Below are 26,211 nucleotides of genomic sequence, written 5' to 3' on the forward strand. Positions count from 1 at the left end.
ACGTCGACGGCGGGTAGCCGTCGGGGCATGACCGATCACGAAGGCGATCACGAACGCGATGCCGACGCGACGCTCGACCGCGAACTCACCGGCTCGGGCGAGCTGACCCCGGATGACCAGCGCGAGCTCGCCGAGCGCGAAGCCGCCGGTCAGGGTGAGGTCAGCCGTGAGCGCAACTGACCGCCCCGGCGAGCCCGACGATCGCGGTGGCGAGGACGCCGCTCGCGGGATGAGTGCGCTGCCGGAGATCGTCGCCAACACCGCCACCGACCTGACTCGAGTCGGGGGCTTGCTGACCGAGGTCGTCGGCGTCGGTGCGGACGAGGTCCGCTGCGAGGCCGATCTCCCGCGCATCCACCTCGATTGGCCCGGCGGCAGCGCGTTGCTCACCGTCACCGGCTCGGGTGCGGGCGCGAGCTGGGTGACCCTGCGTCTCACCCCCGGCAACGGAGACGATACGGCGCACCGCCTGCTCGACGGGCTGGCCGACCGCGTGGACGAGAATTTCACGACCGGCTGAACCGGCCGCAATCCTGTAGCTATTACGTCCACTTCGGACGGTCCCGGTCTCAGGTCCGGTACGGCCCCTGGTCGTCGATGTCGGGGCTCACCCGGGGACAAGGGCCCACCTGCCCGGGTACCGGGGCGACGGTCGTCGGCTGCCACGCGGCGTCCGCCGCCGTGGGGTCGGGGCCGGGTTCGGACGTCGGCCGGGGCTGGGGGTCGGGGGCGGCTCGGTGGGCGTCGCGCTCCTGCAGGCTGTTCTCGACCAGCCCGTCCTGCCGCCGGCGGGCCAGCACGACCAGCGTGAGGCCGTGGATGACCGCCAGCAGCAGGAGAAAGACACCCACGCGGCCGACCACGGCCGCCGTCGAGCCCGACCACGCCGGGCCCACCACCGAAAGCAGCGCGAGGACGCCGATCGCGACGAGGTGGAAGACCGCCACCACCATCCGCGCCATCGAGCCAGGCGCCTCGCCACCGGCCGAGCCCCGGAGGTACCGGCGGCCACCGCGGTAGAGCACCTGGCCGTCGGCCACCACCAGGATCAGTCCGATGACCAGGAACCCCAGCAGGTCGTTGTCGGGCATCGTGTCCTCCTCCTTTTGCGTGGAGTACCCGCGGAAGGAGGACACGATCACGCGCGGACCGGGGTTCACCGGATCGAGCGATCGTCCCCACGCCACCTGAAGCGCACCTCATTTGCCTGACGCAACCGTGGCCACATCGGCCGCTGCCTCGGCGAAGCGCCGCAGTGCGGTCACGACCTCGGTCCGCTCGCCGTCGCCCAGCCGGTCGAGCACGCTGTGCAGGACGTGGCGGCGTTCCTCGTCCACGCGGTCCACGAGACGGCGCCCGGGGCCGGTCGGGGCGAGCAGTGTTTCGCGTTTGTTCAGCGGGTTCTGCGCTTTCTGGAGCAAGCCCAGGGAAACCAGCCGGTCACAAGCCCGGGTGACCGTGGACGGGTTCATGGCCAGCTCGTCGGCGACCCGGCCCATCGTGACCGGCGTGCGGTCGGCCGCCACGCGCAGCGCGCGGAACTGGGTGAGCGTCAAGTGCCCGGTCGTGTGCTCGACGCTGGAGTCGGCGATCGCGACCATCGCCCGCAGCGCGGCGAGCGCGGCGAGCGCGGCGTCGGAATCGCCCGAGGAAATTTGCGGCACGCAAGTATAGTAGGGCCGGAGAACGGGTACAGCCACCTCGCAGGCGAATTTCGGAGCACGAGGAGCTGTCATGACCCAGACCGTCGGCGACTACCTGCTGCAGCGGCTGCGCGAGTGGGACGTCGAGCAAGTGTTCGCCTACCCGGGCGACGGCATCAACGGCATCGTCGCGTCGTTCGGCAAGGCGGACAACAAGCCGAGGTTCGTGCAGGCCCGCCACGAGGAGATGGCGGCGTTCGAAGCGGTCGGCTACGCGAAGTTCAGCGGCCGGCCCGGGGTGTGCCTGGCGACGTCGGGACCCGGCGCCATCCACCTGCTCAACGGTCTCTACGACGCCAAACTCGACCACGTGCCCGTCGTCGCGATCGTCGGGCAGACCGCGCGCAGCGCGATGGGCGGCAGCTACCAGCAGGAAGTGGATCTGCAGGCCCTGTACAAGGACGTCGCGAGCGAGTACCTCGTCGAGGTCAACGTGGCCGAGCAGCTGCCCAACGCCCTGGACCGCGCGTTCCGCACGGCGATCGCCGGCCGCTGCCCCACCGCGCTGATCATCCCGGCCGACGTGCAGGAAGAGCCGTACTCACCACCGCAGCACGCGTTCAAGCAGGTGCCCTCCAGCCCGCCGAGCACGTCGTGGCCGCGACCGGTCCCGCCGGAGGCCGACCTCGACGCCGCCGCTGAAGTGCTCAACACCGGTGAAAAGGTCGCGATCCTCGTCGGGCAGGGCGCGCGCGGCGCGGCCACCGAGGTCCGCGAGGTCGCCGAGCTGACTGGCGCCGGCGTGGCGAAGGCGTTGCTGGGCAAGGATGTCCTGCCCGACGACCTCCCGTGGGTCACCGGCGCGATCGGCCTGCTCGGAACCCGGCCCAGCTACGAGCTGATGCGCGACTGCGACACGCTCCTGATCGTCGGTTCGAACTTCCCGTACTCGCAGTTCCTGCCCGACTTCGGTCAGGCCCGCGCCGTGCAGATCGACCTCGACGGCCGGTTCATCGGCATGCGCTACCCCACCGAGGTCAACCTCGTCGGCGACGCGAGCGCGACGCTGCGGGCCCTGATCCCGCGCCTGACGAGCAAGGAAGACCGTTCGTGGCGCGACAAGATCGAAAAGAACGTCGCTTCCTGGTGGGACACCGTCGATCGCGAAGCCGACGTGGCCGCCGAGCCGGTGAACCCGATGAGCATCGTCAACGAGCTGTCACAGCGCCTGCCGGACAACACGATCGTCACCGCCGACTCCGGCTCCTCGACCAATTGGTACGCGCGCAACCTGCGCATCCGCGGTGACATCCGCGGTTCGCTGTCGGGCACGCTCGCCACGATGGGCCCCGGGGTGCCGTACGCGATCGGTGCGAAGTTCGCGCACCCCGACCGCCCCGTCGTCGCCCTGGTCGGCGACGGTGCCATGCAGATGAACGGCCTCGCCGAGCTCATCACGATCGCCCGTTACCGGCACCTGTGGACCGACCCGCGCTGCGTGATCTGCGTCTTCCACAACAACGACCTCAACCAGGTCACGTGGGAGCTGCGCGCGATGGGCGGGGCGCCGAAGTTCGAGGAGTCGCAGAGCCTGCCCGACGTCGACTACGCCGGTTTCGCGCTGTCGCTCGGGCTCACGGCGGTCACCGTCGACAAGGCCGAACAGCTGGGCTCCGCGTGGGACACCGTGCTCACCGCCGACAAGCCCGCGGTCCTCGACGTGCGCTGCGACCCCGAGGTGCCGCCGATCCCACCGCACGCCACGTTCGAGCAGATGAAGTCCGCCACCGAGGCCCTGCTCAAGGGCGACCCCGACGCGATGCACCTCGTGGTGCAGGGCGTGAAGACGAAGGTCCAGGAGTTCCTGCCGGGCCGGCGAGGCAAGTGACCCGCCGCGGTCGCCGTGGTGAGAGTGGCCCGTCGGACGAGGACGCCGTGAACGCCCGGGCCGTGGCGGTCGCGTGAGCCGGGTGGGGCGGGGCGCTGCTCGCCGGGGCGAGGGTCGCGGAGGAGGACGCGGCCGCGGTCGTGCTCACCGCGCTGGGGTTGCGCCACCTGGTCCAGGCCGCGGTGACCCTGCGGTGGCCGCACAGCGCCGCCGCACGCCGGGCGTGGCTCGTCGACGGCGCGCACAGCCTGAGCATGGCCGGGCTCGCCGCGGCTTCGAAGCGGTGGCGTGGACCGGCCGCGGCCAGGGCGGTGACGGCGGCGGTCTGGGCGATCGCGACCCGGGCCGCGAGCAAGTGACGGAACGGAGGATTCCCATGACCGACAACCCGGTGGTGGTCGTGACCGGTGCCAGTGGCGGAATCGGGCGGGCGGTCGCCCGGGCGTTCGGCGCGCGCCACGCCCGGGTCGCGCTCCTGGCCCGCGGCCGGAAGGGACTGAGCGCGGCCGCCGAGGACATCCGGCAGGAGGGCGGCACCGCGCTGCCGCTGGAAACCGACGTCGCCGACTTCGGCCAGGTGGACCGGGCGGCCACGCGCGTCGAACAGGAGCTGGGCCCGATCGACACGTGGGTGAACGTGGCGTTCACCTCGGTGTTCGCGCGGTTCAGCGACATCCGGCCGGAGGAGTTCAAGCGCGTCACCGAGGTCAGCTACCTCGGCTACGTGCACGGCACCATGGCCGCGCTGAGCCGGATGAAACCACGCGACCGGGGGACGATCGTGCAGGTCGGGTCGGCGCTGGCGTACCGCGGGATTCCGTTGCAGAGCGCCTATTGCGGGGCGAAGCACGCCATCCAGGGGTTCAACGAGGCGCTGCGGTGCGAGCTGCTGGCCGAGCACAGCGGTGTCCACGTGACGATGGTGCAGATGCCGGCGGTCAACACACCGCAGTTCTCGTGGGTGCTCTCGCGGCTGCCACGGCACGCACAACCCGTGCCACCGATCTACCAGCCCGAGGTGGCGGCTTCGGCCGTGCTCTACGCGGCCGACCACCCGCGCCGGCGCGAGTACTGGGTCGGGGGCGCCACGGTGGGCACGCTCGTCGCCAACGCGCTCGCGCCCGGGGTCCTCGACCGCTACCTCGCGCTGACCGGGCTCAAGGCGCAGCAGACGGACCAGCCGACCCCGGCCGACCAGCCCGCGAACCTCTGGCACCCCGCCGACGGCCCTCGGGGCCACGACTTCGGCGCCCACGGGGAGTTCGACGCGAAGTCCGCGCCCCGCAGTGCCCAGCTGTGGGCCAGCCACCACCACGGTGTCCTCGCCGCGGCGGGCGGCGCACTCGCCGCGACCGCACTCGGGGTGTGGCGGTGGGCGCGGGCCTGAGCGATTGGCAGGACTTCGCACCGCACGTCCTGCCCGAATACGCCCAGCTGGCCGGCGGCGAGCGCGGCGCCTTGAGCGGGCCGCGGGGTGCCCTCGCGTGGCTGTGCGCGCCGGGCTGGTCCGACAGCGCCGTGGTGTCGGCGTTGATCGGCGGGCGGGGAAGCTACTCGGTGAGCCCGGTCGAAACCTGCGTGTGGGGCGGCTACTACGAACCCGGCTCGCTGATCTGGCGCAACCGCTGGGTCAGCTCGCGCACGGTCATCGAATGCCGCGACGCCCTGGCCTACCCGGCCGACCCGTCGAGGGTCGTGCTTCTGCGGCGCGTCGAAGCGGTCGAACGCGACATCGCCGCGCGCGTGCAGCTCGACCTGCGCGACGGGTTCGGCGGCCGCTCGATGCGCGAGCTGAACCGCGACGGCGACGGGGTCTGGACCGCGCGCACCGGTGACCTGCGCGTCCGCTGGACCGACGGCGCCGAAGCCCGACCGGACGCCGAAGGCCAGCTCGTCCTGGACCTCCCGCTGCGCGGCGGGACCGGCCGCGACCTCGTGCTCGAGATCAGCGCCGGACCGTTGCCGGCGGCGCCGCCCGCCGCCGAGCTGTGGAGCGCCACCGAACACACCTGGCACCGAGCCGTGCCGCCGCTGGAGAACACCGTCGCCCCGCGCGACGCCCGGCACACCTACGCGGTGCTGCGCGGCCTGACCACGGCCGGCGGCGGTACGGTCGCCGCCGCCACGCTGGGCCTGCCCGAACGCGCCGAGGCCGGGCGCAACTACGACTACCGCTACGTCTGGCTGCGCGACCAGTGTTACGCCGGGCTCGCCGCGTCCATCGCCGAGGGGAACCCGCTGCTCGACGCCGCGGTCTCGTTCACCTCCGCGCGCGTGCTCGAACACGGCGACCGGCTCCTGCCCGCCTACTGCACCGACGGCCGGCCCCCACGCCCGCCACGAGACCGCGCTCAAGCTGCCGGGTTGCCCCGGCGGGAACCCGATCGCCGGCAACCACGTCAACGGCCAGTTCCAGCTCGACACCCTCGGCGAGCTCCTGCAGCTCTACGCCGCCGGCCGCCACGACGGGCTCACCCCCGACGCCGAGCGCGCGGCCGGCCTCTGCGTCGACCTGATCGGCCGGCGCTGGGACGAACCCGAGGCCGGTGAGGGGGAACTCGGCGACGACTGGTGGACGCATTCGCGGCTCGCCTGCGTGGCCGGCCTGCGGGCGATCGCCACGCACCGCACGCCGGCCGCGGCCACCCGCCTGTCCGGCCTCGCCGACCGGCTGCTCGCCGAAACGACCCGCCGCGGCACCGACGCCCGCGGCGCCTGGCAGCGCGCGCCGGGCCGTCCCGGCACCGACGCGGCCCTGCTGCTGCCGCCGGTGCGCGGCGCCCTGCCCGCCGCGGACCCACGCACACCGGCGACCTTGCCAGCCGTGCGCACCGACCTGTGCGAAGACGGTTACGTCTACCGCTTCGCCCCGGACGACCGCCCACTCGGCGAAGCCGAGGGCGCGTTCCTGTTGTGCGGCTTCGTGATGGCGCTGGCCTGCTGGCACCAGGGCAACCGCGTGGAGGCCTTCCGCTGGTTCGAACGCACCCGCACGGCATGCGGACCGCCCGGCCTGCTGGCCGAGGAATACGACGTGCGCCAACGCCAGCTGCGCGGCAACCTGCCCCAAGCATTCGTGCACGCTCTCCTGCTCGAAACCGCCCACCGGCTCGCGGGTGACCCACCGTCGTGACACCTCTGGCCGCGAACGCCCGTCAGGCTCCGGGTCGCAGCAGGATCTTCTGAGCCCCGTGGAGCTTCTTCTGGAACATGTCGTACGCCCGCGGCGCGTCGGCCAGCGACAGGGTGTGCGTGGCGAACCCTTCGACGCCCAGCGGGTCACCGTCGCCCGTCACGAGCGGCAGGATGTCGTCGAGCCAGTGCCGCACGTTGGCCTGGCCCATGCGCAGCTGGATCTGCTTGTCGAACAGCTCCAACATGGGCATCGGGTCGACCATGCCGCCGTACACACCCGACAACGAGATCGTGCCGCCACGGCGGACCGTGTCGATGGCCGCGTACAGCACGCTGAGCCGGTCGAGGCCGGCCTTCTCCGTGATCTTCGCCGCCAGCGGCTGCGGCAGCAGGCCGACGAGGTTCTGCGCCAGCCGGCCCGCCGGAGCGCCGTGGGCTTCCATCCCGACCGCGTCGATCACCGAGTCGGCGCCGCGGCCGGCGGTCAGCTGCCGGACCGTCTCGGCGATGTCCTTGTGGTCGCGCGTGTCGATCGCCGTCGCGCCGTGGTCGCGAGCCCGCGCCAGCCGTTCGGGCACGAGGTCGACGCCGATCACCTGGCCCGCCCCGCGCAGCCGCGCGACGCGGCACGCCATCTGCCCGATCGGGCCGAGGCCGAACACCACGACGGAGCCGTCCGGCGGGACGTTCGCGTAGTCCACGGCCTGCCACGCCGTCGGCACCACGTCGGACAGGTAGACGAACCGCTCGTCCGGCGGGCCGTCCGGCACCTTGATCGGCCCGTACTGCGCCTGCGGCACCCGCAGGTACTCTGCCTGCCCGCCGGGGACCTGGCCGTAGAGCTTCGTGTAGCCCAGCAGCGCCGCGCCCTTCCCCTGCGAGGTCACCTGCGTCGTCTCGCATTGCGACTGCAGGCCGCGCTCGCACATCCAGCAGTGCCCGCAAGAGATGTTGAACGGCACCACCACCCGGTCTCCGGGCGCGAGGTTCGACACGCCCGACCCGACCTCTTCGACCACGCCCATCGGCTCGTGGCCGAGGATGTCGCCTTCGGTCATGAACGCGCCGAGCACCTCGTACAGGTGCAGGTCCGAGCCGCAAATTCCGGTGGACGTCACGCGCACGATCGCGTCAGTGGGCTCCTCGAGCTTCGGATCCGGGACCTCTTCGACGCGAACGTCGCGCTTGCCGTGCCAGGTCACTGCCTTCATGGCGCTCCTCGTCTCCGTGCGTCCGTGTTCGAACCAGCCGGTTTCCCCCCTGCGGCAGGCGCAAACTCCGCGGTTGCGCGCTCCGGAACCCGGGTACGCCGTGATCATGAGCGAACCTGTGCGCCCCGCGGTGACGGTCCGGCCGTACGCGAGTCCGCTGCCGTTGGGGTTCTTCAGCTTCGGCGTCGGCATGGCCCTGCTCGGCGGGGTCGGCCTCGGGCTCGTGGTCGGTGATCAGGTGCGCACGGCCGGCATCCTGCTGGCCGGATTCGTCTTCCCGCTCGAGTTCCTGGCGGCGGTGATCGCGTTCCTCGCCCGCGACACCGGTGCGGCGGCCGCCCTCGGGTTGTTCGCCACTTCGTGGCTCGGGCTCGGTGTCGTGCACGTGGTGGCGCCGCAGCAGCAGACGAGTGTCGCCCTCGGGTTCTACCTCGGGGCGTTCGCCCTGGCGCTGGTGCCGCTGATCGTGGTGGCGTTCCTGGGCAAGGCGCTGCTCGGGATCGTGCTCACCGTGTCCGCCCTGCGCTCGGCGCTCTCGGCGGCGTACCAGTTCGGCGCGCCGACGGTCATCGAGCGGGCGAGTGGCTGGGTCGCGTTCGCCCTCTTCGTCCTGGCGCTCTACGCGGGCACGGCGTTCCTCCTCGAAGACGTCCGCCAGCGCACCACGTTCCCGATCCTGCGCCGGGCCGCCGCGCGGCAAGCGGTCGAAGGCGACGTTTCGGCGCAAAACGCCCGGCTGCCGCACGAAGCCGGGGTCCGCAACCAGCTCTGAGGTGTGTACCGCGGCACCCGCACGGGTAACCCGCGAAGAACGACTGCGGGAGGCCGGCGGTGACCGAGGCGAAGATCAGGACGACTCCGATCAAGATGAGCCCGCGGTACTCGCCGCGGGGCGGGGTGCTGGTGGCCCTGGCACGCACGACCGACCCCAAGAAGATCGGGCTGCTCTACCTCACCACCGCCACGGGGTTCTTCCTCGCCGGCGGCGCCATGGCGCTGCTGATGCGCAGTGAGCTCGCCCGACCCGGCCTGCAGTTCCTGTCGCAGGAGCAGTACAACCAGCTGTTCACCATGCACGGCACGATCATGCTGCTGCTCTACGCGACCCCGATCGTCTTCGGCTTCGCCAACTACATCCTGCCTCTGCAGATCGGCTCACCGGACGTCGCGTTCCCGCGGCTCAACGCGTTCTCCTACTGGCTCTACCTCTTCGGTGGCCTGATCGTGCTGAGCGCGTTCCTCACCCCCGCCGGCGCGCCGGACTTCGGCTGGACCGCCTACACCCCGCTCTCGGACGCCGTGCACTCCCCCGGCATCGGCGGCGACCTGTGGATCATGGGCCTGATCGTCTCCGGCCTCGGCACGATCCTCGGCGCCGTCAACATGATCACCACGATCGTGTGCCTGCGTGCGCCCGGCATGACGATGTTCCGGCTGCCGCTGTTCACCTGGAACATCTTCTTCACCGCGATCCTGATCCTGCTCGCGTTCCCCATCCTCACCGCCGCGCTCTTCGCCCTGGAAGCCGACCGGCAGCTCGGCGCGCACGTGTTCGACCCGGCCAACGGCGGCGCGATCCTGTGGCAGCACCTGTTCTGGTTCTTTGGCCACCCCGAGGTCTACATCGTGGCGCTGCCGTTCTTCGGGATCGTCACGGAGATCATCCCGGTGTTCAGCCGCAAACCGCTCTACGGCTACCGGCTGATGGTGTTCGCGACCATCGGCATCACCGCGCTGTCGGCAACGGTGTGGGCGCACCACATGTTCGCGACCGGCGCGGTGCTGCTGCCGTTCTTCTCCATTCTGACCTTCCTGATCGCCGTGCCGACGGGGATCAAGTTCTTCAACTGGATCGGCACCATGTGGAAGGGCGCGCTGTCGTTCGAGACGCCGATGCTGTGGTCGGTCGGGTTCCTGGTCACGTTCCTGCTCGGCGGGCTCACCGGGGTCATCCTCGCCGCCCCCGCGCTCGATTTCCACGTGCACGACACGTACTTCGTCGTCGCGCACTTCCACTACGTGCTCTTCGGCACCATCGTGTTCGCCACCTTCGCCGGCATCTACTTCTGGTTCCCGAAGATGACCGGACGGATGCTCGACGAACGCCTGGGCAAGTGGCAGTTCTGGCTGACGTTCATCGGGTTCCACGCCACGTTCCTCGTGCAGCACTGGCTCGGCGCCGAGGGCATGCCGCGCCGTTACGCCGATTACCTGTCCACCGACGGGTTCACCGCGCTCAACACCGTGTCGACCATCGGGTCGTTCGTGCTCGGTGCCTCGATGCTGCCGTTCGTGTGGAACGTGGTGAAGAGCTACCGCTTCGGCGAGGTCGTGGAGGTGGACGACCCGTGGGGCTTCGGCAATTCCCTGGAGTGGGCGACGACGTGCCCGCCGCCGCGGCACAACTTCCACGAGCTGCCGCGCATCCGCTCCGAACGCCCGGCGTTCGAGCTGCACTACCCCGCGATGGTCGACCGCATCAACGAGGAGCAGCGTGTCGCCCGGCGCCGAGCCCGGGTGTAGGCGCCGCCTCACCGGGTAACCACGGAACCGGAAAGGAGGCGTCATGGCATCCCGCTCCTGGCCACGCCTGGTGGTCCTCGCGCTCGGCGTCATCTACCTGGTACTCGGCGTCGTGGGATTCTTCGTCCCGGAGACCGTCCACGTCGGACACGACCCGAGCCGGACGGTGTGGATCTTCGGCGCCAGCACGGTGCTGAACATCGTGCACACCGCGGTCGGCCTGCTCGGTCTGCTGGCCGCGCGGAAGCTGTCCGGAGCCATCGGCTACTGCTGGTTCGTCTTCGTCGCCTTCGCCGGTCTGACCGCGTTCGGGATTCTGTCGGCCGCGTTCGGCACCGTCGACGACGACCCGGTCAACATCAACTGGGCCGACAACTGGCTGCACGGCCTCACTTCGCTGGTCGCGCTGGCTGTGGTGCTCATGGCCGGCCGCGTGCGGCAACCCGCCGAGGGTTAGCCAGGCCCCGGGACGGCTATCCCCGTGGCATGACTGGCCAACGCATCGTCGTGACCGGCGCGACCGGCAACCTGGGTACCGCCGTCGTCCGCGCACTCGCCGCCGACCCGGGGGTGGAGGCGATCGTGGGCATCGAACGCCGGCCCGCGACAAACCCGCCACCGAAGACCCAGTACGTGCCGCTGGACGTGACCCGCGACGACTTGGTCCTGGCAATGCGCGGCGCCGACGCCGTGGTGCACCTGGCCTGGCTCTTCCAGCCCACCCACCGGCCGGACCTCACCTGGGACACCAACGTGCGGGGTTCGCTGCGCGTCTTCGAAGCGGCCGCCGAGGCCGACGTGCCGACGATCGTCTACGCGTCCTCCGTCGGCGCCTACTCCCCGGGGGAAGGCGACCGGCGCGTGGCCGAGGACTGGCCGACGCACGGCTGGCCGACCGCCGCGTATCCGCGGGAAAAGGCCTACGTGGAGCGATGCCTCGACGCTTTCGAACGGGAGCACCCGGCCACGCGGGTCGTGCGGCTGCGGCCCGGCTTCGTGTTCCAGCGCTCGGCCGCACCGGAGCAACGGCGGCTGTTCGCGGGCCCGTTCGTGCCCGGCTCGCTGGTGCGGCCCGGTCTCGTGCCGGTGGTCCCGGACGTGCCGGGGCTGCGGTTCCAGGTTGTGCACAGCGACGACCTCGCCGACGCCGTACGCCGGTGCGTGCTGCGTCCGGTCCACGGCGCATTCAACATCGCAACGGACGACCTCGTGGACCCCGCCTTCCTGGCCGGGCTGCTCGACGCCCGGCTCGTGCCGGTCCCGCCCTGGCTCGTCCGCCCGGCCCTCGCGGCCGCGTGGCGGCTGCACCTCGTGCCCGCCACGCCGGGCCTGTTCGACACCGTGCTGCGGCTGCCCCTCATGGACACGACCCGCGCGAGGTCTGCATTGGACTGGCACCCGCGCCGCTCCGCCGCAGAGACGCTGGGCGAGTTCCTCACCGGACTGCGAGAAGGCACCGGCGGCGGTACGCCGCAGCTCGCCGGTGACGAGACGCGGCCGAGCGAGTTCGGGTCCGGGGTCGGCCAACGCCCCTGATCCGGTGCTTGCCGGGCGGCCCACGGGCCGCCCGGCAGCAGGTTCACGCGACGTCCAGGACCGTCTTCAGCCAGCCGTCCTCGCGCCGGTCGAAGGTCTCGTACGCCTCGATCGCCGCGGTCGGCTTCTCGTGCTGCGTGATGAACTGCAGCGGGTCGACCACGCCGGTGTGCACGAGGTCCAGCAGGTCCGGCAGGTAGCGGCGGTGGTTGCAGTTGCCCATGTGCAGCGTGAGGTTCTTGTTCATCGCCAGGCCGAACGGGAACTCGTCGAACCCCGGTGGGTAGACCCCGATCACACCGATGCTGCCGGCCTTCGCCACGGCGTCCACGGCCCAGCGGGCCGCCTGCGCGGGCGAATCGCCGGCCACCCAGTCGGCCGGCGGCGTGGCGCCCGGCGCGGGGCTTTCCGCGTCGACACCCACCGCGTCGATCACCCGATCCACCCCGATTCCCCCGGTGAGCTCCCGGATCACGGCGACCGGATCCTCGTCGTCGAAGTTCACGGTCTCGGCGTTCTGCCCGCGGGCCTTGTCCAACCGGGACGGCACCCGGTCCACGGCGAACACCCGCCCCGCGCCCTGCCGCTTGGCCGACGCGATCGCGAACTGACCGACCACACCGGCACCCAGCACGAGCACGCTGTCCCCGCGGGACACCTCGGCCAGGCGCGCACCGAACCACGCGGTCGGGAAGATGTCCGACAGCAGAATCGCCTGGTCGTCGGACACGGCGTCGGGAACCCGCACGAGCGAGGTCATCGCGAACGGCACCCGTGCGTACTCGGCCTGCAGCCCGTCGACCGGGCCGGTCGCTTCCGGACCGCCGAAGAAGCAGGTGCCCGCGGCGGGCCCGTTGGGGTTCGCCCGGTCGCACTGCGCGTAGTACCCCGCGCGGCAGTACGAACAAGTGCCGCAACCGATGGTCGACGGGATCACCACCCGGTCACCCGGCGAAAAGCCCCGCACCGCGGGCCCGACCTCCTCGACGACACCGACGGCTTCGTGACCGAGGATCGTGCCCTCGACCATCCCGGGCATCGTGCCGCGAACCATGTGCAGGTCGGTACCGCAGATCGCGCTGCGGGTGATCCGCACGATCGCGTCGCCGGGTTCGAGGATCTTCGGGTCGGGCACGTCGTCGAGCCGGATGTCGCCCACGCCGTGCCACACAACTGCCTTCACGATCGTTCCTCCTGATCTTTCGCGTCCCGGCGGCCTACCCGCTGAAGCGCTCTCGAAACGCCTCGGCGGCACGGATGCCGCGTTGCCACCCGGGCGGTCACCGCCTCCCCGCCTCGGCCGGCTCCGGACCTTCCAGCCGTTCCAGCAGGTGCCGCACCGGCAAGGTCATCGCCCCCAGGCCCAGCGCCGCGGTCACCCCGTCCGCCGGGGTGGCCAGCCGGCGCTCCACAGTGGACAGCAGGCGCCGGCTGCGGTCGAGTTCCGCCGAGCCGTCCGGGGTGCGGACCGCGGCGCTCAGACAGTCGATCATGTCGGCCAGCGCGGCACGCGCCGCGGGCCACGGGTAGGTGAACGTCTCCTCGCGCATCGACGCGGTGCGGACCGCGCCGATCAGCTGTTCCACCGGCGGCCACAGGGAAATCAGCCGTTCGGCGCGGCGGTCGAGGACCGGGCCGGAGCGTCGCCGCCGCAGGTTGAGCACGCGTTCCTCGCGCGTCTGCTGCACCGCCTCGGTCGTCACGGCGACGAGGCTGCGCAATTCGCGCGCCTCGCCCAGCCAGTCTTCGACGTCCTCCGGGGGTTCCTCGGTGCGGATGAGCCGCGCGGTGGTGGCGAGGAGGTCGCCGAGCGCGCCGGCCAGCGCGTCGACCGCTTCGACGAGCCGGCGGCCCGACAGCGGCGGGAAGATCAGCGCGTTGACCGCGGCCCCGATCGCCGCACCCAGAGCCGTTTCCACGAGCCGGTCGCCGAGCAGAGCCGCCGGGGTTCCGTAGGCGATCAGCAGCATGCCCGTGACGCCGACCCACACCCCCGACTCGCCGAACCTCCGCCACGACCCGATCAGCAGCCCCACGAACACGGCCAGCCCCAGCGCCACGGCGGGCCACGGGATCACGTGCCCGGCCAGCCCCGCGAGCACGACCCCGGCGGCCACCGCGCCCACCTGTTGCACCCAGCCGCGCACCGAGCGGTACACGGTCGTCTCCACGAGGAACACCGCGGCGTACGGCGCGAGGAACGGCTGCGGCAGGTGCAGCACGAGCGTCGCCAGCAACCACGCCCCGGTCGCCGCGAAGGCCGCTTTCGCCGCCTGGACGAGGACACGACGTTCCCGGCCCGGTACGCGGACGGCGCGAGTCAGCCAGCCCACGGGTGTGCGGACGCCTTGGCGCAGCACGTCCTGGGGTCTCGGTTCGGCAGCGGGGGTGTCGGGAGTCGGGGAGTCCACGTCCGGTGGTTACCCGGCGAGGCGCGTGTGTAGCCACTGCGATCTCGGGTAGCCGAGGGGGACCACCGAGGAGAAACGGAGAGACCCGCATGAAGGCAGTCGTCTACCAGGGACCGCGTGACGTCGAGGTGCGTGAGGTGCCCGAGCCGAAGATCGACCAGCCGACCGACGCGATCGTCCGGATCACCACGACGAACATCTGTGGTTCCGACCTGCACATGTACGAAGGCCGCACGAACGTCGAACAGGGCAAGATCCTCGGTCACGAGAACATGGGGATCGTCGCCGAGATCGGCGCCGGCGTGACCCGGGTGAAGGTGGGCGACCGCGTCTCGGTGCCGTTCAACATCGCCTGCGGCACGTGCCGCAACTGCGGCGCCGGCTGGACGTCGTTCTGCGAGCGGGTGAACCCGGTCGAGGGCATGGTCGGCGCGGCCTACGGTTACGCCAACATGGGGCCCTACGACGGTGGCCAGGCGGAGTACCTGCGGGTGCCCTACGCCGACTTCAACCTGCTCGACCTGCCGCCGGGCACCGAGTACGAGAACGACTTCACGATGCTCTCGGACATCTTCCCCACCGGCTGGCACGGCACCGAACTCGCGAACATGCGCCCCGGTGACCGCGTCGCGGTGTTCGGCGCCGGCCCGGTCGGCCTCCTGGCCGCCCACAGCGCGGTCATCCGCGGCGCGTCCGAGGTCTACGTCGTCGACAAGGAACGCGACCGCCTCGCGATGGCCGAGAAGATCGGCACGACCCCGATCGACCTGTCCGAGGCCGACCCGGTCGAGCAGATCCTGGCCGCCACCGGCGGCGCGGGCACCGACTGCGGTGTCGAGGCCGTCGGCTACCAGGCCCACGACCACACCGGGCAGGAACACCCCGAACTGGTGCTCGACAACCTGGTGAAGGTGGTGCGCCCGACCGGCGGCATCGGCGTGGTCGGCGTGTACCTCCCGGAAGATCCGGGCGCCGCGACCGAGCAGGCGCAGGACGGCCGGATCGCTTGGGACTACGGCAGTTTCTTCATGAAGGGCCAGCACATGGGTACCGGCCAGGCCCCCGTCAAACGCTACAACCGGCAGCTGCGCGACCTGATCATCACCGGCAAGGCGAACCCCTCGTTCCTCGTCTCGCACGAGCTTTCCCTGGACCAGGCCGCCGAGGGCTACGAGAAGTTCGACCGCCGGGACGACGGCTGGACGAAGGTCCTGCTGCGCCCGTGACCCGCCGAGCCGAAAGGATTTCCCATGCGCGTTCTCGCCCTGGTGTGCACGCTCAAACCGTCGCCCGCCACCTCCAGCAGCGACCTCATCGCGAGGCAGCTGCTGGACCTGTTCGCCGAACGCGGCGCCACCGGTGAGCTTGTCCGCGTGGTCGACCACGACGTGAAACCCGGTGTCGAGGCCGACCTGGGCGACGGCGACGCGTGGCCGGAGCTGCGCCGCAAGATCGGCGACGCCGACATCCTGCTGATCGCCACCCCGACGTGGGTCGGGCACATGTCCAGCGTCGCCCAGCGGGTACTCGAACGCCTCGACGCCGCACTGTCCGAAACGGACGGTGAGGGGCGGCCCGCGATGTACGGCAAGGTGGCCGTCGCCGCGGTGGTCGGCAACGAGGACGGCGCGCACAAGATCATCGCCGACCTGTTCCAGGCGCTCGACGACATCGGCTTCAGCGTCCCGGCCCAGGGCGCCACGTACTGGAACGGCGAAGCGATGAAGGGCGGCGACTACAACGACCTCCCGGAAACTCCGGAAGCCGTCGCCTCGACCAACGCGACCCTGGTCCGCAACGCCGTGCACCTGGCGACGCTGCTGGGCAAGGACCAGTACCCCGCCGCCTGACCCGAGGGAAGGAACCGTCGTGGCCACCGCCGACACACTGCGCCGCTACCGCCGGGCCTGCGACTACCTCGCCGCGGCGATGATCCACCTCAAGGACAACGTGTTGCTCACGGACCCGCTGCGGCCCGAGCACCTCAAACCGCGCCCGCTCGGGCACTGGGGCACCTGCCCCGGCCTCACACTGGTCTACGCCGGCCTGAACCGGCTGGTCGCCGAGACCGGCCAGCGCACGCTGCTGGTCACCGGGCCCGGCCACGGCGCCCCCGCGATCCACGCCAACCTGTGGCTCGAAGGCACCCACGCCGAGTACGACGACAAGCTGGCGCTCGACGGATCCGGGCTCACCGAGCTCGTCCGGCGGTTCTCGTGGCCGGGTGGGTTCCCCAGCCACCTCTCCCCCGAGGTGCCCGGCGTGATCCACGAGGGCGGTGAGCTCGGCTACGCCCTGGCCACGGCGTTCGGCGCCGCCTTCGACGACCCCGGCCTGATGGTGGCCTGCGTCGTCGGCGACGGGGAAGCCGAGACCGGACCGACGGCGGCTTCGTGGCACAGCCCGAAGTTCACCGGCCCCGGCGACGGTCGCGTGCTGCCGATCCTGCACCTCAACGGCTACAAGATCGCCTCACCGACGATCTACGAAGCGATGTCGGACGACGAGCTCACCGCCTACTTCACCGGCTGCGGCTGGACTCCCCTGCTGGTCGACGTCCGCGGCGTCGACGACCCCGGCGTCCCGCTCGCGGACGCGCTGAACGAGGCGCACGCCCGGCACACCGGCCCGCCCCCGATGATCGTGCTGCGCAACACCAAAGGTCTCGGCCTGCCCGCCACCAGCCCTGACGGCACACCGCTGGAGGGCACCTTCCACGCCCACCAGGTCCCGCTGCCCGGCGCGGCACGCGACCCGGCACAGCTGGCCGAGCTGGAGAGCTGGCTGCGCTCCTACCGGCCGGAAGAGCTGTTCGACGCCGATGGCGTGCCCGCGTCCGACCTGCTCACCGTGCCGCCGGAGCCGGCGCTGCGGCTCGGGCGCGTCCCGCAGGCCAACGGCGGGCTCCTGCGGCGCGACCTGCCGCTGCCCGCCGTCGAGGACCACGCCGTCGCCGTGACCGGGCGAGGTGTGGTCGACGCCGGCCCGACCGCGGTGGCCGGCGCGTGGCTCGCCGAGGTGGTCCGCAACGCCCCCGACACGTTCCGGGTCGTGTGCCCGGACGAGCTGGACTCCAACAACCTCGGCGCGCTGCTGGACGTCACCGCCCGGCAGTTCGACCGCGACGTCCCCGGCCACACCGAGCACCTCGCCGGCCGCGGCCGCGTGCTCGAAGTGCTGTCGGAACACCTGTGCCAGGGCTGGCTGCAGGGTTACCTGCTCACCGGCCGCCACGGCCTGTTCCCCTGCTACGAAGCCTTCGTGTCCATTGTGGACAGCATGGTGAACCAGTACGCCAAGTTCCTCAAGATGTCGGGCGAGGTCGCGTGGCGCGCCCCCGTGGCGAGCCTGAACTACCTGCTCACCAGCGACGGCTGGCGCCAGGAACACAACGGCTACAGCCACCAGGGCCCCGGGTTCATCAACCAGATGCTCACCAAGAAGGCCGACACCACCAGGATCTACTTCCCACCGGACGCCAACACCCTGTTGGAAACCCTGCACCGCTGCCTGTCCTCCACCGACCTGATCAACGTCGTCGTCGCGGGCAAGCAGAGCGGGCCGGTGTGGCTCTCGCCCGCCGAAGCCCGGGCGCACTGCCGCGCGGGAGCCGCGGTGTGGCCGTGGGCGAGCCACGAGGGCGAGGCCGACGTCGTGCTCGCGTGCGCCGGGACGACCCCGACCGTCGAGACGCTGGCCGCGACCGACCTGCTCCGCGAAGCCGCCCCGGAGCTGCGGGTGCGGGTGGTCAACATCGTCGACCTGCTCTCGCTGTGCCCGCCGGACCGCCACCCCCACGGCCTGTCCGAGGAAGCCTTCACCGAGTGTTTCGGTCACGACGTGCCGGTGGTCTTCGCCTTCCACGGGTACCCGTCGGCGGTGCACGAGGTCCTGCACGGGCGGCCGGGAGCCCAGCGCTTCCACGTGCACGGCTACCTCGAGGAAGGCACGACCACCACACCGTTCGACCTGCTCGCGAGCAACCGGATGACCCGCCACGACCTCGCCGCCGACGCCGCCACCCGCGCCCGCGGCTGGTCCTCGGCCGGCGGCGACCTGGCCCGCCGGTTCCGCCGTGAGCGCGACGCCGCGCTGACGAGCGCTTACCGCGACGGCGAGGACCCGCCCGAGATCACCGGCTGGCGGTGGCCGCGATGAACGTGCTGACGGTCAACCCGGGTTCCGCCAGCCTGCGGCTGCACCTGGTGGACTCGGTGACCGAAGAGGTCCTCGACGCCACCACGAGCACCGTGGACGCGGAGATCGAGTCCTTTGTGGACAAGTGTCGGGCCGTCGACACGGTCGCGTACCGGCTCGTGCACGGCGGCCCGGACGTCGTGGAGCCCGCCGTGGTCACCCCGAAGGTGCGCGCCGCGATCGCCACGGCCCGCTCCCTCGCCCCCGAGCACGTGCCGAAGACCGAGGCCCTGCTCGACCGGCTGACCCGGCTGCTGCCCGACGCGCGGCACGTCGTCTGCCCGGACACCGCGTTCCACCGCACGCTCCCCGCCATCGCCCGGACCTACCCGCTGCCGCAGCGCTGGCGAGCCCGCTGGGACCTGCGCCGCTACGGCTTCCACGGCCTGTCCTTCGGCTGGGCGGTCCGGCGGGCCGCCGCTCTGCTGCACCGGCCCGTCGCCGATCTGCAGCTGCTCGTCGCGCACCTGTCCGGCGGGTGTTCCGTCTGCGCGGTGTCGGGTGGGCGCAGCGTCGACACCTCCATGGGATTCACCCCACTGGAGGGCACGATGATGGCGAAGCGGTCGGGCACGGTCGATCCCGGCCTGCTGCTGTGGTTGCTGCGCGAGGGCAAGCTGACCGTCGACGAACTGGAGGACGGCCTCTACCACCACTCCGGGCTCCTCGGCCTGTCCGGCACGTCCGACGACACACGGGACCTGGTCCACGCCGGCGATGTCGAGGCCCGGTTCGCCCTCGCCGTGTTCGGGCACCGCGTCCGTCGTGAACTGGCGGCGATGGCCGCGAGCCTGGACCGGGTCGACGCGCTCGTGTTCACCGGCGACATCGGCTGGGACCAGCCCGAGGTGGCCGAGGCCGTCGCCGCCGGGCTCGGGGTGCTCGGCGTTTCCGGCGGCCTCAGCCGAGTTCGCGAGGAGGACGCCGTGATCAGCGATCCGGACGCGGCCGTGCCCGTGCTCACCGTCCGCTCGCGCGAGGAACTGGAGCTGACCAGGGCGGCCGCCGGCGTGGGTTGATCACTTCGCCGCCGGGGTACTCGTCCGCTGTGCGCGCGACCGTGGAAGTCCTCGTGTGGTGGCTCGGGCTGACCGGCCTGTGGGTGCTCACGCTGTCGACCCCGTCGCTGCCCGAGCTCGTCGCCGCGGTGGTCGCGGGGCTGATCTGCGCGCTCGCGGCCCGGGCCGGCCGCCGCGCGATGGGCGGCGCGTGGCGACCTCGCCTCGCCTGGGCCGGCTGGCTGCGGCACGTCCCCCTCGCCACCGTGCGCGAAACCGGGTGGATCCTGCGCCGCCGTCCCGACGGCCGGTTCGACGACGTCGAGCTGCCCGCGGAATCCGAGAACGTGCACGAAGCCCGGCTCGCCGTCGCGGCCGCGGTCGTGGGCAGCACCCCGGGGACCATGGTCGTCGCGACGCCGCCGGGCGAGCGGCGTCTGGTCGTCCACCGGATGCTCGACGAGGACTCGCCGCTGCTGCGGGAGGTGCGGCGGTGACGGTGTGGCTGGTCGCGGCCGTCGTGCTGATGGCGGGCGGCCTCGGGCCGGCGTTGTGGCTGGCCGCGCGCGGTGGCGCGATCGAGCGGCTGGCCGGGCTCGAACTCGCCGGCGCGGTCACCGTGCTCACCCTGCTCCTGCTGGTTCAGGCCTACGGCCCGAGCAGCGCGATCATCCTGCCCCTCACCCTGACCGTGCTGGCATTCGCCGGAACGCTCGTGTTCATCCGCCTGCTCGGGACGACCCGATGACCACCGTCGCCGTCGTGCTCGTGTTCGCCGGGGTCGCGGTGGTGCTGCTGTGCGCCATCGGCATGCTGCGGGCCCGGACCGTGCCGGCGCGGTTGCACCTGCTCTCCCCCGTGACCACGGCCGGGGCCCCACTCGTCGGCGCCGGGCTGGCGCTGGCCAACGGCTGGAACCTCGGCTCGGGCGCGATCCTGCTGACCGTCGCGCTGCTGGCCGTCACCGGTCCGGTCCTGCAGTCGGGCACCGGCCGGGCCGTCGCGCGGCGCGACGGCGTGCTCGACGAGGACCTGCCGTCGTGACGACCGTGGTGCTGCTGGTCGCGCTGGCGTTCGTCGCCGTCGCCGGGTTCGCCGTGGTGGCGACGGCGAACCCGCGGCGCCAAGCCATCACGCTCTCGGTGTTCGGCCTGTGCCTCACGCTGCTGTTCGTGGTGCTGCAAGCCCCGGACGTCGCCTTGTCCGAGCTCGCCGTCGGCTCGGCGGTGGTGCCGCTGCTGGTGCTGCTGACGCTGCGGAAAGTGCGATGAACCCGCGGACGCGCACCTGGCTCTGCGCGGCGGGCGGGCTCGGCGTCGCGATCCTGCTCGTGACGGCGTTCCTGCGGATGCCGGTGGTCGGCGACGCCGGCCACGTCTACCGCGATCTGGTGCTGCCCGCGGGGTTCGCGCGCGGCACACCGAACCTGGTGTCCTCGATCAACTTCGACCTGCGGGCGCTGGACACCCTCGGCGAGGAGACGATCGTCGCGGCCGCCGTGATCGGCGCGCTTTCGCTGCTGGAGCCGTCGAAATCCGAACAGCGCCGGATCGAGCCGCAGCAGGGGTACGTCCTGCCGGTCGTGAAGCTGGCCGGCTACCTGCTGCTGCCCGTCACGCTCCTGCTCGGCCTCGACATCGTGGTGCACGGCCACCTGACACCCGGTGGCGGCTTCCAGGGCGGGGTCGTGCTCGCCACGGGCTGGCACCTGCTCTACATCTCGGGCAGTTACCCGGCGCTGGTCCGCCTGCGCCCCCTCGGCCGGCTCGAGATCGCCGAGGCCGCGGCCACCGGGCTCTACGTCGTGACCGGCCTCGCCGGGCTCGTCGTGGGCGGGTCGTTCCTCGCCGGGGTCCTGCCATTGGGCGAATTCGGCTCCCTGCTGTCGGCAGGCACGGTACCGGTGCTGAGCGTGCTGGTCGGGATCGAGGTCGCAGCGGGACTGGTCGTGCTCCTGGCGCGGTTCCTCGACCAGGGTCTCGTCCCGGAGCGCGCTTCGTGACCGGCGTGGTCACGATGGCCTGCTACGGCGTGGCGGGCTGGCTGCTGCTGCTCGGTTGCACGGGGATCGTGCGCAGCCGGCACCTGGTGCACACCGTCGTGTCGCTGTCGGTCGCCCAGTCCGGGACCTACGTGCTCCTGCTCGGGATCGGTTATCAGCGTGGAGCGGGCGCGCCGATCGTCACCCAGGGGCAGCGCCAGCCGGTCGTCGACCCGATGGTGCAGGCGATGACGCTGACCGACATCGTGGTGTCGGCGACGATCACCGCGCTGCTGCTGGCGCTGACCATCCAGATCTCGAAACGCCACGGCACCGTCGACCCCGACGAGCTGCGCGCGCTGCGCGGCTGAGCACCGTGGCCGCACTGCCCGCCCTCGCCGTCGCGCTGCCCCTGCTGGTCGCGTGCCTGCTGCTCGGCCTCGGCACCAGGCTGCCCCGGACCGCGGTCGACGTCGTCGCCACCGCCGCGGCCGCCGGGGTCACCGCGCTTCTCGCGGTGCTGCTGGTCGCCGTGCAGCACGGCCGGGTCCTCACCTGGCTGGGCGGATACCGACCGAGCGGCACGCGTTCGCTGGGCATCGTGTTCACCGCCGACGGTCTCGGCACGACGCTCGCGCTGATCGCGGCTTTCCTGACCACCTGCGCGCTGCTCTACAGCTGGCACTACTTCGACGCGGTCGAAGCCCGCTACCACGCGATGATGCTGCTGTTCCTCACCGGCTTGCTGGGGTTCCTGCTGACCGGCGATCTGTTCACCCTGTTCGTCTTCTTCGAATTGATGAGCGGCGTCGCCTACGCGCTCACGGGCTACCGGATCGAGGAGGCCGATTCGGTGCAGGGCGCGCTGAACTTCGGCGCGGTCAATTCGCTGGGCGCGTACTTCACGCTGATGGGCATCGGCCTGCTCTACGCCCGCGGCGGACAGCTGGGCCTGGCGCAGCTGGGCGTCGCGCTCGACGGCCGCCCGGCCGACGCGCTGGTGATCGTGGCGTTCGTGCTGGTGTGCACCGGTTTGCTCGTCAAGGGCGCGGCGGTGCCGTTCCACTTCTGGCTCGCCGACGCCCACGCGGTCGCGCCGACCCCGGTGTGCGTGCTGTTCTCCGGCGTGATGGTCGAGGCCGGCGTCTACGGCGTCCTGCGCGTACGCCGCACCGTCTTCGGCGGCGTGCTCGACGACAGCACGGTGACGCGCGTGCTGCTGGTGATCGGCGTCGCGGGGGCCGTGCTCGGCGCCGTGCTGTGCTTCACCCAGCGGCACCTCAAACGCATGTTGGCGTACTCCACCATCGCGCACACCGGCATGTTCCTGTGCGGCCTGGCCGCCCAGGACGGCGAGGCGAGCGCCGGGTTCCTCCTCGCGGTCGCCGGGCACGCCGGCGCGAAAGCCGCCCTGTTCCTGCTGGTCGGAGTGCTCATGGACCGCTACGGCAGCGTCGACGAGGACGAACTCCACGGCCGGGCGACCCATTCCCGTCTCGAAGGAGCCCTTTTCGTGCTCGCCGCCCTGGTCCTGGCCGGGCTGCCTCCGTTCGGCGTGGCGTTCGGCAAGGACGTCACCGAACACGCCCTCGACCACGCCGGGCTCGGCTGGCTGGTGGCCGTGTTCGTGGGCGCCTCGGCGGTGACCGCGGCCGCGATCCTGCGCGCCGGCCTGCGTGTCTACTTCGGACTGGGCCCGCCTCCCGCCGACAACTCCGCGGACAAGACCACCGGCAGCGACGAAGAACCCGAGACGAGTGCTCCCCTCGGCCGCACCCCGCTCACCATGACCGCCGCGGTCGGCCTCCTGCTGACCGGCGCGCTGGCCGTGGGTGTCGTGCCGTGGTTCCACGACATCGCCGCCACGGCCGGGCGCCAAGAGTACGACCGCGGCGGCTACCTGCACGACGTCCTGCCCGCGGTGGGCGCCGGACCGCCGCCCCCGCCGGTCACGGTCGCGTGGAGCGGGCCCGGCCTGGCGTTCGCCGGGCTGACGCTCCTGCTGACGGCCGGGTTGACCGCCGCGGCCCTGTGGCCCCGGCGAACGCCGTCGTGGCCCGGCCCGGCCACCGCCGCGGTCCGCATCCTGCACCGCGGCCACTCCGGCCACGTCGGCGACTACGTGGCCTGGCTGCTGGTCGGGGTCACCGCCCTCGGTGTCCTCACCTGGTGGTGAACGAGGGTGGTGCCGGCTGGCTCACTCTCGCGGGTTGCGAAGTGAATGCACTGCCAACCCTGGGTTCGAACCACTGCTCGCCCCCGCGACCGGCGCCCGAAATCGTGCAAGCTCAAATCCGGTGGGAGATGCTAACGTTTGCAGTCCAGCGCGCCAGGTAACGACTTGGAAGGGTCCGGTGACACACCGTGTTGAACGTTGTACATCACGAAGGCCATGACCCGGCGGTCCGAAGTCCCTACGTCCCCGCGATCCGGCCAGGTCGCGGCGGGTTCGTCTTCCTCTCCGGGCTCACCGCGGCGCCGCCGTACCACGACCATCCCCACGTGCCCGAGGTGTTCGATGCCGTGCCGACCGGCGCGGCGGAGCAGATGGCGCTGCTCCTGGCGAACCTCGACCGCACACTCGCCTCGGCCGGGTGCGAGCGCACCGACGTCGTCAACCTCATCCGGTTCTTCACCGACGTCGATCGCGACCAGGACGTCGTCAATCGTTTGCAAACCGAATGGTTCGGCGGCCACGTGCCCACCAGCACTTCGGTCGAAGTCACCCGGCTCGCGACCGACCCGCGGTTGCGGATCGAAATCCAGGCCATCGCGTTTCGCAGCGAGACGTGAGGCTTCGGCCGCCGCTCAGCACCGTCACCGGCATCCAGCTCTGCCACGCCGGCCAGCCGAGGTCCACCTCATGCCCGGTCATCAACGACCTCGTCGCCGGTGGCAACGGCGTCTTCGGCGTCGGCACCGCCCGCCGCACCACCGTCCCGGTCATCCTCGACGTGGTCGCGCTCAGCAGGACGGCGTAGTAACCGGGCCGCTTCCGCAGCAGGCCGGCTTCGGAGACACGCTGGCGCAACACCGCGAAGTCCCTGCCCCGGGCCGACACCGACGGCCGTGCGGTCACGACAGACGCCTCTGCGCACGACGAAACTCCACGACAGTTCCCACCCGTTTCTCGCCGGCACCGATCCGGCCCGCACCGAGGTTGATCTCCCGGCGAGATGATCAAGGTGTCCGAACGGGCACTCTTCGGTGCCCGGGTCGCCATCCCGGTCCGGACCACCACCGGCGGTCACCGAGTACCTCGGGAAACGCCGACCCGCCGAAGCGACCAGCCCGTTGCGCCGAACGCCCTACCACCGCGAGGGCCCGACGCCGCGGGTCCGCGTGTGCGCCACCGCGCACTCCGGATTGCCCCGTCAGACCGACGGTCGTCCCGGCGGGAACGGAACGGACGATGCGATTCCTGCAGGCGGCGGTGGTGGCCGGGAGCCACGCGCCGGGGCGGCGACGCGCAGAGCGTGAGCGGCAAGCTGTCCGGCGCCGGGCCCGACCACGTCCATCGCTGCGTCTCCCCGGCCGCGCCGCACCGGGCCGACCGGTACTCGCCCGGGTGGCCGATCACCGGCGTGCCGGTCGGCCGGTACTCCTCATCCATTCCAGGTGGTGCGCCGGCCGCCCCGGCCGGTCGAGCGTGGTTTTCGGCGGCATCGGTACCGCTGCCGCGCGGACTGAAGATCGGAGGCATCCGGTGTCGAGCTATCCCCTGCTCAACCTTTTCTGGACCATGTTGTGGTTCTTCCTCTGGATCTTGTGGTTCATGCTCCTGTTCCGCGTGATCGCGGACATCTTCCGAGACGATGACCTCAACGGTTGGGCCAAGGCGGGGTGGACGATCTTCGTCTGCATCCTGCCGTTCCTCGGTATCTTCGTGTATCTCATCGCCCGCGGCCGGGGCATGGGTGAGCGCGCGCAGGATCGCGCACAGCGCCAGGAGCAGGCCTTCCGCTCCTACGTGCAGGACGTGGCGCGAGAGCCGGCGCCATCGGACCGTGGACCCGGTCAGGTCGGTGAGCTGGAGCGGCTGGCCGACCTCCGAAAGAGCGGCGACCTCACCGAAGGCGAGTACCAACAGGCCAAGTCGAAGCTGCTCGCCGGGTGACGGACCAGGACGAAGGTCCGGCGCACCCGGCCGGGCGCGCAGGCAGGCGCCGCGCGGCCGGCATCTACGGCGCGATCGTGACCGCCGCGATCCTGACGGCCGCGGGCAGCCAGCTGCCCACCGCCGCGCTCACCGTCGCGGTGGTGGTCACGCTGCTCGTGTACTGGATCGCCGAGGAGTACGCGGAGCTGCTCGGCGAACACGTGGCCGACGGGAAACTCCCGGGGCGCCGCCGGATTCGCGCCGAGCTCGCCGCGACGTGGCCGATGGTGAGCGCGTCGTTCGGGCCGCTGGTGGTGACGCTGCTGGCGCGCCTGGCCGGCGCCTCGATCGTGGCCGCGGCCAACGCCGGGCTCGTCGCGGCCGTCGTGTTGCTCGTGTGGCACGCCTGGTCGGCCGGGCGGGAGGCGCGCCTCTCAGGATGGTCGCTGCTCGCGCTGACGAGCGTCGGGGCCTTGCTCGGGATCGTGATGATCCTGCTCAAGAACTTCGTCCTCGTGCACCTGCACGCGACCTGATCCCCGGTCCGTCCGGCCGACCGCGGGGCTCGGAAACACGGGAGTGCGCACGA

At 71.7% G+C, this 26,211-nt stretch carries 30 protein-coding genes and 1 pseudogene; 26 read left to right on the forward strand and 5 right to left on the reverse strand.

Features of this window, described 5'->3' with window-relative positions:
• Positions 1-27 precede the first annotated feature (27 nt).
• Positions 28-180 (forward strand): hypothetical protein, encoded by a 153-nt coding sequence (locus ACWEOE_RS26555; protein ID WP_452013665.1) that lies wholly within the window; start codon positions 28-30, stop codon positions 178-180.
• Positions 167-520 carry a hypothetical protein gene (locus ACWEOE_RS26560; protein WP_452013666.1) on the forward strand — a complete coding sequence of 118 codons (354 nt, stop codon included), beginning with the start codon at positions 167-169 and terminating at the stop codon, positions 518-520. The genes ACWEOE_RS26555 and ACWEOE_RS26560 overlap by 14 nt, the downstream gene beginning before the upstream one ends.
• Positions 521-569: 49 nt before the next feature.
• Here ACWEOE_RS26560 and ACWEOE_RS26565 read toward each other — a convergent pair whose 3' ends face one another.
• Both ACWEOE_RS26565 and ACWEOE_RS26570 read right to left on the reverse strand, forming a co-directional pair.
• Positions 570-1,187: a hypothetical protein gene (locus tag ACWEOE_RS26565; protein WP_452013668.1), complete on the reverse strand. Its 618-nt coding sequence runs from the start codon at positions 1,185-1,187 to the stop codon at positions 570-572.
• 12 nt (positions 1,188-1,199) lie between these two features.
• The gene (locus ACWEOE_RS26570; protein WP_452013670.1) at positions 1,200-1,664 is read right to left on the reverse strand and encodes a MarR family winged helix-turn-helix transcriptional regulator; all 465 of its coding nucleotides are present in this window, start codon (positions 1,662-1,664) and stop codon (positions 1,200-1,202) included.
• 70 nt (positions 1,665-1,734) lie between these two features.
• Here ACWEOE_RS26570 and ACWEOE_RS26575 point away from each other — a divergent pair, with 70 nt between their 5' ends.
• From ACWEOE_RS26575 to ACWEOE_RS26595, 5 genes and pseudogenes are all read left to right on the forward strand, one after another.
• Complete coding sequence (locus ACWEOE_RS26575; RefSeq protein WP_452013672.1) at positions 1,735-3,531, forward strand: thiamine pyrophosphate-requiring protein; 1,797 nt, start codon at positions 1,735-1,737, stop codon at positions 3,529-3,531.
• Positions 3,532-3,671: 140 nt separating this feature from the next.
• On the forward strand, positions 3,672-3,890 hold the full coding sequence (locus ACWEOE_RS26580) for a hypothetical protein (RefSeq protein ID WP_452013674.1): 219 nt from the start codon (positions 3,672-3,674) through the stop codon (positions 3,888-3,890).
• Between the two features lie 17 nt (positions 3,891-3,907).
• The gene (locus ACWEOE_RS26585) at positions 3,908-4,918 is read left to right on the forward strand and encodes an SDR family oxidoreductase (RefSeq protein ID WP_452013676.1); all 1,011 of its coding nucleotides are present in this window, start codon (positions 3,908-3,910) and stop codon (positions 4,916-4,918) included.
• Positions 4,903-5,304, forward strand: a pseudogene (locus tag ACWEOE_RS26590) (trehalase-like domain-containing protein); the annotation flags it as partial. The gene ACWEOE_RS26585 and the pseudogene ACWEOE_RS26590, both read left to right, overlap by 16 nt.
• A 610-nt stretch (positions 5,305-5,914) precedes the next feature.
• On the forward strand, positions 5,915-6,664 hold the full coding sequence (locus ACWEOE_RS26595) for a glycoside hydrolase family 15 protein (RefSeq protein ID WP_452013828.1): 750 nt from the start codon (positions 5,915-5,917) through the stop codon (positions 6,662-6,664).
• A 22-nt stretch (positions 6,665-6,686) separates the two neighbouring features.
• Here the strand turns inward: ACWEOE_RS26595 and ACWEOE_RS26600 are convergent, their stop codons facing one another.
• Positions 6,687-7,877: a zinc-dependent alcohol dehydrogenase gene (locus tag ACWEOE_RS26600; protein WP_452013678.1), complete on the reverse strand. Its 1,191-nt coding sequence runs from the start codon at positions 7,875-7,877 to the stop codon at positions 6,687-6,689.
• A 106-nt stretch (positions 7,878-7,983) separates the two neighbouring features.
• Between ACWEOE_RS26600 and ACWEOE_RS26605 the strand changes: the two genes are divergently transcribed.
• The 4 genes from ACWEOE_RS26605 to ACWEOE_RS26620 all read left to right on the forward strand — a co-directional run bounded on the left by ACWEOE_RS26605 (position 7,984) and on the right by ACWEOE_RS26620 (position 11,936).
• Positions 7,984-8,649: a hypothetical protein gene (locus ACWEOE_RS26605; protein WP_452013680.1), complete on the forward strand. Its 666-nt coding sequence runs from the start codon at positions 7,984-7,986 to the stop codon at positions 8,647-8,649.
• Positions 8,650-8,744: 95 nt separating this feature from the next.
• The gene (gene ctaD, locus ACWEOE_RS26610; RefSeq protein ID WP_452013830.1) at positions 8,745-10,400 is read left to right on the forward strand and encodes an aa3-type cytochrome oxidase subunit I; all 1,656 of its coding nucleotides are present in this window, start codon (positions 8,745-8,747) and stop codon (positions 10,398-10,400) included.
• A 43-nt stretch (positions 10,401-10,443) separates the two neighbouring features.
• Complete coding sequence (locus ACWEOE_RS26615) at positions 10,444-10,857, forward strand: DUF4383 domain-containing protein (RefSeq protein ID WP_452013682.1); 414 nt, start codon at positions 10,444-10,446, stop codon at positions 10,855-10,857.
• Between the two features lie 29 nt (positions 10,858-10,886).
• Positions 10,887-11,936, forward strand: a complete 1,050-nt coding sequence (locus ACWEOE_RS26620; RefSeq protein WP_452013684.1) for an NAD-dependent epimerase/dehydratase family protein — start codon at positions 10,887-10,889, stop codon at positions 11,934-11,936.
• Between the two features lie 43 nt (positions 11,937-11,979).
• Here the strand turns inward: ACWEOE_RS26620 and ACWEOE_RS26625 are convergent, their stop codons facing one another.
• Both ACWEOE_RS26625 and ACWEOE_RS26630 read right to left on the reverse strand, forming a co-directional pair.
• Entirely contained in the window at positions 11,980-13,119 is a 1,140-nt protein-coding gene (locus ACWEOE_RS26625) for a zinc-dependent alcohol dehydrogenase (protein ID WP_452013686.1), read from the reverse strand.
• A 97-nt stretch (positions 13,120-13,216) separates the two neighbouring features.
• A complete protein-coding gene (locus ACWEOE_RS26630; protein WP_452013688.1) occupies positions 13,217-14,347 on the reverse strand; it encodes an FUSC family protein in 1,131 nt (376 codons plus the stop codon).
• An 89-nt stretch (positions 14,348-14,436) separates the two neighbouring features.
• Between ACWEOE_RS26630 and ACWEOE_RS26635 the strand changes: the two genes are divergently transcribed.
• The 15 genes from ACWEOE_RS26635 (at position 14,437) to ACWEOE_RS26705 (ending at position 26,158) form a co-directional block, all read left to right on the forward strand.
• Positions 14,437-15,573, forward strand: a complete 1,137-nt coding sequence (locus tag ACWEOE_RS26635) for a glutathione-independent formaldehyde dehydrogenase (RefSeq protein WP_452013690.1) — start codon at positions 14,437-14,439, stop codon at positions 15,571-15,573.
• A 24-nt stretch (positions 15,574-15,597) separates the two neighbouring features.
• On the forward strand, positions 15,598-16,197 hold the full coding sequence (locus ACWEOE_RS26640; RefSeq protein ID WP_452013692.1) for a flavodoxin family protein: 600 nt from the start codon (positions 15,598-15,600) through the stop codon (positions 16,195-16,197).
• 19 nt (positions 16,198-16,216) lie between these two features.
• A complete protein-coding gene (locus tag ACWEOE_RS26645; RefSeq protein WP_452013694.1) occupies positions 16,217-18,505 on the forward strand; it encodes a phosphoketolase family protein in 2,289 nt (762 codons plus the stop codon).
• Positions 18,502-19,563 (forward strand): acetate/propionate family kinase, encoded by a 1,062-nt coding sequence (locus ACWEOE_RS26650; protein ID WP_452013696.1) that lies wholly within the window; start codon positions 18,502-18,504, stop codon positions 19,561-19,563. Before ACWEOE_RS26645 ends, ACWEOE_RS26650 begins: the two co-directional genes overlap by 4 nt.
• Positions 19,564-19,592: 29 nt before the next feature.
• On the forward strand, positions 19,593-20,039 hold the full coding sequence (locus ACWEOE_RS26655; RefSeq protein ID WP_452013698.1) for a Na+/H+ antiporter subunit E: 447 nt from the start codon (positions 19,593-19,595) through the stop codon (positions 20,037-20,039).
• Positions 20,036-20,290, forward strand: a complete 255-nt coding sequence (locus ACWEOE_RS26660; protein ID WP_452013700.1) for a hypothetical protein — start codon at positions 20,036-20,038, stop codon at positions 20,288-20,290. The genes ACWEOE_RS26655 and ACWEOE_RS26660 overlap by 4 nt, the downstream gene beginning before the upstream one ends.
• Entirely contained in the window at positions 20,287-20,586 is a 300-nt protein-coding gene (locus ACWEOE_RS26665; RefSeq protein ID WP_452013702.1) for a cation:proton antiporter, read from the forward strand. Before ACWEOE_RS26660 ends, ACWEOE_RS26665 begins: the two co-directional genes overlap by 4 nt.
• Positions 20,583-20,813 carry a hydrogenase subunit MbhD domain-containing protein gene (locus ACWEOE_RS26670; RefSeq protein ID WP_452013704.1) on the forward strand — a complete coding sequence of 77 codons (231 nt, stop codon included), beginning with the start codon at positions 20,583-20,585 and terminating at the stop codon, positions 20,811-20,813. The genes ACWEOE_RS26665 and ACWEOE_RS26670 overlap by 4 nt, the downstream gene beginning before the upstream one ends.
• Entirely contained in the window at positions 20,810-21,544 is a 735-nt protein-coding gene (locus tag ACWEOE_RS26675; RefSeq protein WP_452013706.1) for an MnhB domain-containing protein, read from the forward strand. The genes ACWEOE_RS26670 and ACWEOE_RS26675 overlap by 4 nt, the downstream gene beginning before the upstream one ends.
• Positions 21,541-21,894, forward strand: coding sequence for a sodium:proton antiporter (locus tag ACWEOE_RS26680; protein ID WP_452013708.1), 354 nt, complete (start codon positions 21,541-21,543; stop codon positions 21,892-21,894). Before ACWEOE_RS26675 ends, ACWEOE_RS26680 begins: the two co-directional genes overlap by 4 nt.
• A gap of 5 nt (positions 21,895-21,899) precedes the next feature.
• Positions 21,900-23,699: a complex I subunit 5 family protein gene (locus tag ACWEOE_RS26685; protein ID WP_452013710.1), complete on the forward strand. Its 1,800-nt coding sequence runs from the start codon at positions 21,900-21,902 to the stop codon at positions 23,697-23,699.
• 188 nt (positions 23,700-23,887) lie between these two features.
• Positions 23,888-24,316 (forward strand): RidA family protein, encoded by a 429-nt coding sequence (locus tag ACWEOE_RS26690; protein WP_452013712.1) that lies wholly within the window; start codon positions 23,888-23,890, stop codon positions 24,314-24,316.
• Positions 24,313-24,504 (forward strand): hypothetical protein, encoded by a 192-nt coding sequence (locus ACWEOE_RS26695; RefSeq protein WP_452013714.1) that lies wholly within the window; start codon positions 24,313-24,315, stop codon positions 24,502-24,504. The genes ACWEOE_RS26690 and ACWEOE_RS26695 overlap by 4 nt, the downstream gene beginning before the upstream one ends.
• 431 nt (positions 24,505-24,935) lie before the next feature.
• Positions 24,936-25,640 carry an SHOCT domain-containing protein gene (locus ACWEOE_RS26700; protein WP_452013716.1) on the forward strand — a complete coding sequence of 235 codons (705 nt, stop codon included), beginning with the start codon at positions 24,936-24,938 and terminating at the stop codon, positions 25,638-25,640.
• A complete protein-coding gene (locus ACWEOE_RS26705; protein WP_452013718.1) occupies positions 25,637-26,158 on the forward strand; it encodes a hypothetical protein in 522 nt (173 codons plus the stop codon). The genes ACWEOE_RS26700 and ACWEOE_RS26705 overlap by 4 nt, the downstream gene beginning before the upstream one ends.
• The last annotated feature ends 53 nt before the right edge of the window (positions 26,159-26,211 follow it).

It is taken from the genome of Amycolatopsis sp. NPDC004368 (assembly GCF_053602515.1).

What these genes read in the sequence shown, in the direction of transcription:
- ctaD (WP_452013830.1), top strand. Translation starts at nt 8,745, where the DNA reads ATGAGCCCGCGGTACTCGCCGCGGGGCGGGGTGCTGGTGGCCCTGGCA.
- ACWEOE_RS26575 (WP_452013672.1), top strand. Translation starts at nt 1,735, where the DNA reads ATGACCCAGACCGTCGGCGACTACCTGCTGCAGCGGCTGCGCGAGTGG.
- ACWEOE_RS26640 (WP_452013692.1), top strand. Translation starts at nt 15,598, where the DNA reads ATGCGCGTTCTCGCCCTGGTGTGCACGCTCAAACCGTCGCCCGCCACC.
- ACWEOE_RS26650 (WP_452013696.1), top strand. Translation starts at nt 18,502, where the DNA reads ATGAACGTGCTGACGGTCAACCCGGGTTCCGCCAGCCTGCGGCTGCAC.
- ACWEOE_RS26635 (WP_452013690.1), top strand. Translation starts at nt 14,437, where the DNA reads ATGAAGGCAGTCGTCTACCAGGGACCGCGTGACGTCGAGGTGCGTGAG.
- ACWEOE_RS26585 (WP_452013676.1), top strand. Translation starts at nt 3,908, where the DNA reads ATGACCGACAACCCGGTGGTGGTCGTGACCGGTGCCAGTGGCGGAATC.
- ACWEOE_RS26605 (WP_452013680.1), top strand. Translation starts at nt 7,984, where the DNA reads ATGAGCGAACCTGTGCGCCCCGCGGTGACGGTCCGGCCGTACGCGAGT.
- ACWEOE_RS26675 (WP_452013706.1), top strand. Translation starts at nt 20,810, where the DNA reads ATGAACCCGCGGACGCGCACCTGGCTCTGCGCGGCGGGCGGGCTCGGC.
- ACWEOE_RS26700 (WP_452013716.1), top strand. Translation starts at nt 24,936, where the DNA reads ATGCGATTCCTGCAGGCGGCGGTGGTGGCCGGGAGCCACGCGCCGGGG.
- ACWEOE_RS26620 (WP_452013684.1), top strand. Translation starts at nt 10,887, where the DNA reads ATGACTGGCCAACGCATCGTCGTGACCGGCGCGACCGGCAACCTGGGT.
- ACWEOE_RS26615 (WP_452013682.1), top strand. Translation starts at nt 10,444, where the DNA reads ATGGCATCCCGCTCCTGGCCACGCCTGGTGGTCCTCGCGCTCGGCGTC.
- ACWEOE_RS26555 (WP_452013665.1), top strand. Translation starts at nt 28, where the DNA reads ATGACCGATCACGAAGGCGATCACGAACGCGATGCCGACGCGACGCTC.
- ACWEOE_RS26600 (WP_452013678.1), bottom strand. Translation starts at nt 7,877, where the DNA reads ATGAAGGCAGTGACCTGGCACGGCAAGCGCGACGTTCGCGTCGAAGAG.
- ACWEOE_RS26665 (WP_452013702.1), top strand. Translation starts at nt 20,287, where the DNA reads ATGACCACCGTCGCCGTCGTGCTCGTGTTCGCCGGGGTCGCGGTGGTG.